Annotated in this window: 5 protein-coding genes; all 5 read right to left on the bottom strand. The window is 46.0% G+C overall.

What is annotated here, in order from left to right:
- On the bottom strand, nt 1–764 hold a 764-nt coding region (locus ACQY6Q_RS09795; RefSeq protein WP_427980779.1), incomplete at its 3' end, for an ABC transporter permease subunit.
- Nucleotides 761–1687: a high-affinity branched-chain amino acid ABC transporter permease LivH gene (livH, locus tag ACQY6Q_RS09790; protein ID WP_427980776.1), complete on the bottom strand. Its 927-nt coding sequence runs from the start codon at nt 1685–1687 to the stop codon at nt 761–763. The genes livH and ACQY6Q_RS09795, both read right to left, overlap by 4 nt.
- 96 nt (nt 1688–1783) lie before the next feature.
- Nucleotides 1784–2902 carry a branched-chain amino acid ABC transporter substrate-binding protein gene (locus ACQY6Q_RS09785; protein WP_427980773.1) on the bottom strand — a complete coding sequence of 373 codons (1119 nt, stop codon included), beginning with the start codon at nt 2900–2902 and terminating at the stop codon, nt 1784–1786.
- A 504-nt stretch (nt 2903–3406) separates the two neighbouring features.
- On the bottom strand, nt 3407–4489 hold the full coding sequence (locus tag ACQY6Q_RS09780; RefSeq protein ID WP_427980769.1) for a mechanosensitive ion channel family protein: 1083 nt from the start codon (nt 4487–4489) through the stop codon (nt 3407–3409).
- 71 nt (nt 4490–4560) lie between these two features.
- A partial coding sequence (locus ACQY6Q_RS09775) for a M3 family metallopeptidase (protein WP_427980767.1) occupies nt 4561–5930 on the bottom strand: 1370 nt, incomplete at its 5' end.

Here is a 5930-nt window from a genome sequence, read left to right as displayed (position 1 = left end):
ATGCCAAAGAAATCGTGGAAAGTTTCAAAGCCCTCACCCTTAACTCGGCGGTTAAACTCTAAGCCAAACAAGGTGGGTTTAGGGATGCCGCTGATCCCATTAGGACCACCGGTCAATTCGGTTAAGTTATTCAGCAACAGGCGAATAATTTCACCAAAACCTAGGGTCACAATGGCTAAATAGTCACCCCGTAAGCGCAATACCGGAAAGCCGAGTAAGAAGCCAAATAAGGCCGCCATACCACCGGCAATCGGCAAGCAAGTCCAAAAACCAAAGCCGTCAGCACTGAGTAGTGCGTAGGTGTAAGCGCCCACCGCGTAGAAACCCACGTAGCCTAAGTCGAGCAACCCCGCTAAACCCACCACCACGTTAAGGCCCAAACCGAGCATCACGTAGATAAGTGTTAGTGTGGCTAGGTCAACCGAGCCACGGCTCACCACAAAAGGCCAAACAATGGCGCCAGCCAAGGCAAAAGACACTAATAAACGATAGGCTTTAGGGTTTTGCTCTGGGCTGGGTAATTTAAAGTAGGCTTTCTTTTGGGTCTTGGTTTTTATTTTGCCGCTAAAAATTAAAGGCTTAAGCAGTTGGCTAACAAAGACCGCCGCCATACCAATAAATAGCCATTTTATATACTCAGGCTCAGCTAGGGCCAGATTTAAGCCGCTATTACTAGGCTCCATGCGGATCCCCAATAGCCAACCAGCCAATAACATAAAGGTAATGGTAGATATTAGTGCGCCAGAGAGGTTGAGCTTACTCATACTTTTTCTACCTCCGGTTTACCCAATAGTCCGGTAGGCATAAACAACAATACAAAACATAACAAACCAAACGACACCACATCTTTATATTCAGTGCTGAAGTAACCGGCAGTAATCGCTTCGGTAATGCCTAAAAGTAGTCCGCCCACTACAGCGCCTGGTATTGAACCAATCCCCCCCAGTACTGCGGCGGTAAAGGCTTTAAGCCCCGCCATAAAACCAATATAAGGGTTAATCACACCGTAGTAGATACCCAACAACACCCCAGCAACAGCGGCCAAAGCGGCACCAATCACAAAGGTTAAGGAAATCACTTTATTGGTATCAATGCCCAACAAGTTCGCCATGCCAATGTCTTCGGAACAGGCCCGACAAGCGCGCCCCATCCGCGAATGAGTAATGAAAGTAGTTAAGGCTATCATGGTGACAAAAGTCACCACAAAAATAACCAATTGCATGTAGGAAATAGTGAGATTGAAGCCATCTTCTGGACCAAAAGTCCAACCGCCAGTGATTAAACTGGGCATGGCAATATCTCGGCTGCCTTGAGAAAGCCGAACCAAGTTTTGCAAGAAGATAGACATACCAATGGCGGAAATCAGCGCAATTAAGCGGTTGCCGCCACGCACTGGCCGATAGGCGATTTTTTCAATCGTCCAACCATAAGCGCTGGTAATAATAATGCTGATGGCAAAGGCACCAAACAATAAAATAGGTAAAGAATCTAACCCCATAAGGGAAAGTGCAGCCAGTACAATAAACGCCACGTAACTACCGATCATATACACTTCACCGTGGGCGAAGTTAATCATACCGATAATGCCATACACCATAGTATAACCAATGGCGATCAACGCATAAGTACTACCAACGGTTAGTCCATTCACTAGCTGCTGAAAGAAATAGAAAAATTGCTCAGACATAGCTGCCCCAATTCAGTGGTTCAATGACCACCAATTAAGCGTCTTTAAAAACAGAAACACCGATTAGCCCAAGGCTAACCGGTGTATAGTACGGAATTACTTAGCGGCTGAAGATGAGCCGTCAGCATGCCAAGTGAATACGCCAAAGTCGAAGCCTTTAAGGTCGCCTTTTTCGTCCCATTGTAGAGGGCCCATTACGGTATCTACACTGTTGTTACGTAGGTATTCAGCTACGGCTTCTGGATCATCACCCGCGCCATTTACCCCGGCAACAATTGACTGCATTGCCGCGTAAGCTGTCCATACGAAAGGTCCGGTTGGGTCTTCACCTTTAGCCACTAAAGCATCAACGATGCTTTTGTTGGCTGGGTCTAAGTCGTATTTCTTAGGCAAAGTCACTAACAAGCCTTCTGATGCTTGGCCAGCAATCGCAGAGATATCTTTATTACCCACGCCTTCTGGACCCATAAAGGTTGCGTCTAAGCCTTTTTCAGCCGATTGACGAAGGATCAACCCCAACTCTGGGTGGTAACCACCGTAATAAACAAAATCTACATTCTCTTTTTTCAATTTAGCAATCAACGCTGAGAAATCTTTGTCACCAGCAGTCACACCTTCAAAGGCCACCACTTTGGTGCCAGCGGCTTCTAGCTCTTGCTTCACTGAAGTAGCAATACCTTCACCGTATTGTTGTTTATCGTGAATAACCGCAACCCGCTCAGGTTTAACGCTGTTGATAATGTAACGAGCGGCTGTTGGGCCTTGGTCACTATCTAGACCGATAGTGCGGAAGATTAATCCGTAACCGCGAGTGGTAATATCGGGGTTAGTTGAAGCAGGCGTAATCATCAATACACCTTCATCTTCATAAACGTCTGAAGCAGGTTGAGTGGCACCTGAACACAAGTGACCAATCACGTACTTAACACCGTCATTAATGATTTTGTTGGCTACCGCTACCGCTTGCTTAGGTTCACAAGCATCATCGTAAACCACGGCTTCAATTTGCTTGCCTGACAAAGCACCGGCTTGGTTTAATAGATCCACCGCCACGCCGCCCCCGGCAAATTGCATGTCACCATATTGTGCTACTGGACCGGTAACTGGGCCAGCAATCGCCACCTTAACGGTATCTGCTGCGTGTGCAAACGTTGCGGCACCGAATAGTGCTAAGGATACCGCTAGCCCTGAAGCTGATTTCTTCCATTTAGTCATTGAAAACTCCATGTTCGCTTTTTTATATATTGATTGTGTTTGCAGAAGTGCCGTACTAAACCTTTAATACGAAATTCACCTCATTGGCTGTTGTTTTACCCTAAATTTATAGGCTTTCACAAGTTGCTTGAGAGCAGGCGGCGCTTGCAACCTGAGTTTTTGCAACTTAAAAATCTAGCTTTTGTCGTACAATCAAAGCACTTTCAGAAAAAACCACTAGAAAGATAATTATTTACACCACATATGATCACAATTGCAGCATTTACCTCTTATTTATCCCAAATATGCTGCAAGCCAGTTAGATAAGTAAATTTTGACAAGGTTAAATCAATATTTTCAGGATAATTATAAAGAAAATATCCATAATCACGTGAGATCTAGCTGTTATCCATACCCATATTGTGAAGATTTACGCTATTAGGCAGAATAAATATGCAGTAATTATTGCTAAAAAAAGCAGGATGTAATGCTGGAATCCAGCGAAGGCTTCCAGCACAATTTGATTTAGTCGGCAGAGGGGCTTGCTGAGCTTAAGTGAACGGTACGCGTAGGGAAGGCAAACTCGGCCCCATTGGCCAACACAATATCAATTACCTTAGCTAGCACGTCTTGTTTCACATGGTGATAGTGCACCCAATTAGTGGTTTTAGTGAAGGTGTAGATAAAGAAGTCTAAAGACGAAGCATTAAAACTATTAAAATTCACCATCAGCGTTTCACTGGTATCAATTTCGGGGTGATTACGCAGCATTTGCTCTACGTCTTGTACCACCTGTCTCATTTTGCCTGCGTCCTCATAGCGAATGCCTATGGTTTCTTTAATGCGGCGATGACTCATGCGGCTAGGGTTTTCTACTGCAATGCTAGAGAAAATAGAGTTAGGCACATACAGTGGGCGTTTATCAAAGGTGCGAATCTTAGTCACCCGCCAACCGATGTTTTCTACGGTACCTTCGATACTGCGATCGGGAGAGCGGATCCAATCACCCACTTTAAAGGGTTTATCGAAGTAAACCAGCATGGCGCCAAAGAAGTTGGCCAGTAGATCTTTAGCCGCCATACCAACGATTAAACCACCCATACCACCAAAGGCCAGTACCCCAGAAATACTAAAACCTAAGGTTTGAAACACCGCCAATAGAAATAAAATAATAATCGCAGCACGGCATAATTTAGCCACCGCTTGTACGGTGGTTTTGTCTTTGCCCGCTTCTACAAATTGCTGTTCGGCCTTACGCACAAAACGCATCGCCGCCCACGCCACCATAAATACCACCGCTACTTGGCGGATAATCGGGATAAAAGGCTTGAAGTCAGAATCAAGAGTATTGGCAAATACCACCGCCACTAAAGATAGGCCCACCACCGCTATCATCCAATTGATCGGCTTCCACAGAGCAAACCAAATTGCGTCATCCCACACCGTTTTTGTTTTCTCAGTTAAACGACTCAAACGGGTGGCGATTAAACGCCACATGACAAAGGCAATCAAGGTTAGGGCTAATACCACCGCTACATCAAACATCCAGTTTGAGGTAGACAGCTGCGCTTGCTCTCGTTCTAACCACAGGGCAAATTCTTCAAACATGGGGTTCTCTCTATTAACAAACAAAACGCGGCCAAAGCCGCGTTATTCCTGTTTAGTCCAGCCGCTCTCTGTTAAGCGGCAATACCGGAGTGGCGCAGCAAGGCGTCTACCTTCGGCTCTCTTCCTCGAAAGGCTTTGAATAGCTCCATGGGCTCTTCAGAACCGCCTTTTTCCAAAATATTAGTTAAGAAGTTTAAGCCAGTTGCGGCGTTGAAAATACCTTCATCCTCAAATTTTGAGAAGGCGTCCGCCGACAATACTTCAGCCCATTTATAGCTGTAATAACCGGCACTGTAACCTCCAGCAAAAATATGGCTAAAGCTATTTTGGAAACGGTTAAAACTGGGCGGCTTAATCACCGACACCTGCTCACGCACTTCATTTAACAAATCCTGCACACTGCTGACTGAGCCAGTTTCATGATGCAAGCGGAAATCAAACAAAGAAAACTCTAGCTGGCGCACCATAGTCATCGCCGATTGGAAGTTACGCGCGGCCAACATCTTGTCTAACATGGCCTGTGGTAAGGGCTCTCCAGTTTGGTAATGGCCAGAGATAAAGGCCAGGGCTTCGCTTTGCCAGCACCAGTTTTCTAAAAACTGGCTAGGCAACTCTACCGCATCCCAAGCCACGCCATTAATCCCCGATACCGCGGATTCGTCGACCTTGGTCAGCATATGATGGATCCCATGGCCAAACTCGTGGAACAGGGTAATCACTTCATCATGAGTAAACAACGCAGGTTTGTCGCCCACCGGTTTATTGAAGTTACAAGTGAGGTAGGCCACCGGTTTAATCAGCTGGCCATTCACGTCGACTCGACGGTCGATACAACCATCCATCCACGCGCCGCCGCGTTTATGTTCACGCGCATATAGGTCGAGATAGAAGGAACCACGCAGCTCGCCGCTGGCATCGTTAATTTCAAAGAAACGCACGTCTGGATGCCAAGTATCGATGCCTTGTTTCTCTACCACTTCTACCTTAAACAGGCGTTTCACCACTTCAAATAAACCACCTAGAACACGGTTTTCAGGGAAGTAAGGGCGTAACTGTTCGTCGGAAATCGCGTAAGTGTGTTGCTTCAATTTTTCCGAGTAATAAGCCATGTCCCAAGCGGCCAAGAACTCAACTTGATAATGCTCTTTGGCAAAAGCCTCTAACTCGGCTAATTCGCGTTCAGCCTGAGGCTTAGAACGGCTGGCTAAATCATTTAAAAAGCCCAGCACTTGCTCTGGAGACTCGGCCATTTTGGTGGCCAAAGACTTATCCGCATAGCTGTCAAAACCGAGTAATTCGGCTAACTCGCCGCGTAATTTCAGCTCTTCTTCAATAATCGCAGTATTATCAAATTTCTGTTCGGTGCTGGCTTGCTCTGAAGCACGAGTACAAAAAGCGCGATACATCTCTTCACGCAACTCGCGCTTATCGGCATAAGTCA

The sequence above is a fragment of the Agarivorans sp. genome, from assembly GCF_050295395.1.
Taxonomy (GTDB): domain Bacteria; phylum Pseudomonadota; class Gammaproteobacteria; order Enterobacterales; family Celerinatantimonadaceae; genus Agarivorans.
The sequence above is the reverse complement of the archived record's forward strand: the minus strand, read 5'-3'. Positions and strand labels throughout refer to the sequence as shown.

Coding starts and splice junctions, on each gene's coding strand:
- ACQY6Q_RS09780 (WP_427980769.1), bottom strand. CDS start 4,489: ATGTTTGAAGAATTTGCCCTGTGGTTAGAACGAGAGCAAGCGCAGCTG.
- livH (WP_427980776.1), bottom strand. CDS start 1,687: ATGTCTGAGCAATTTTTCTATTTCTTTCAGCAGCTAGTGAATGGACTA.
- ACQY6Q_RS09785 (WP_427980773.1), bottom strand. CDS start 2,902: ATGACTAAATGGAAGAAATCAGCTTCAGGGCTAGCGGTATCCTTAGCA.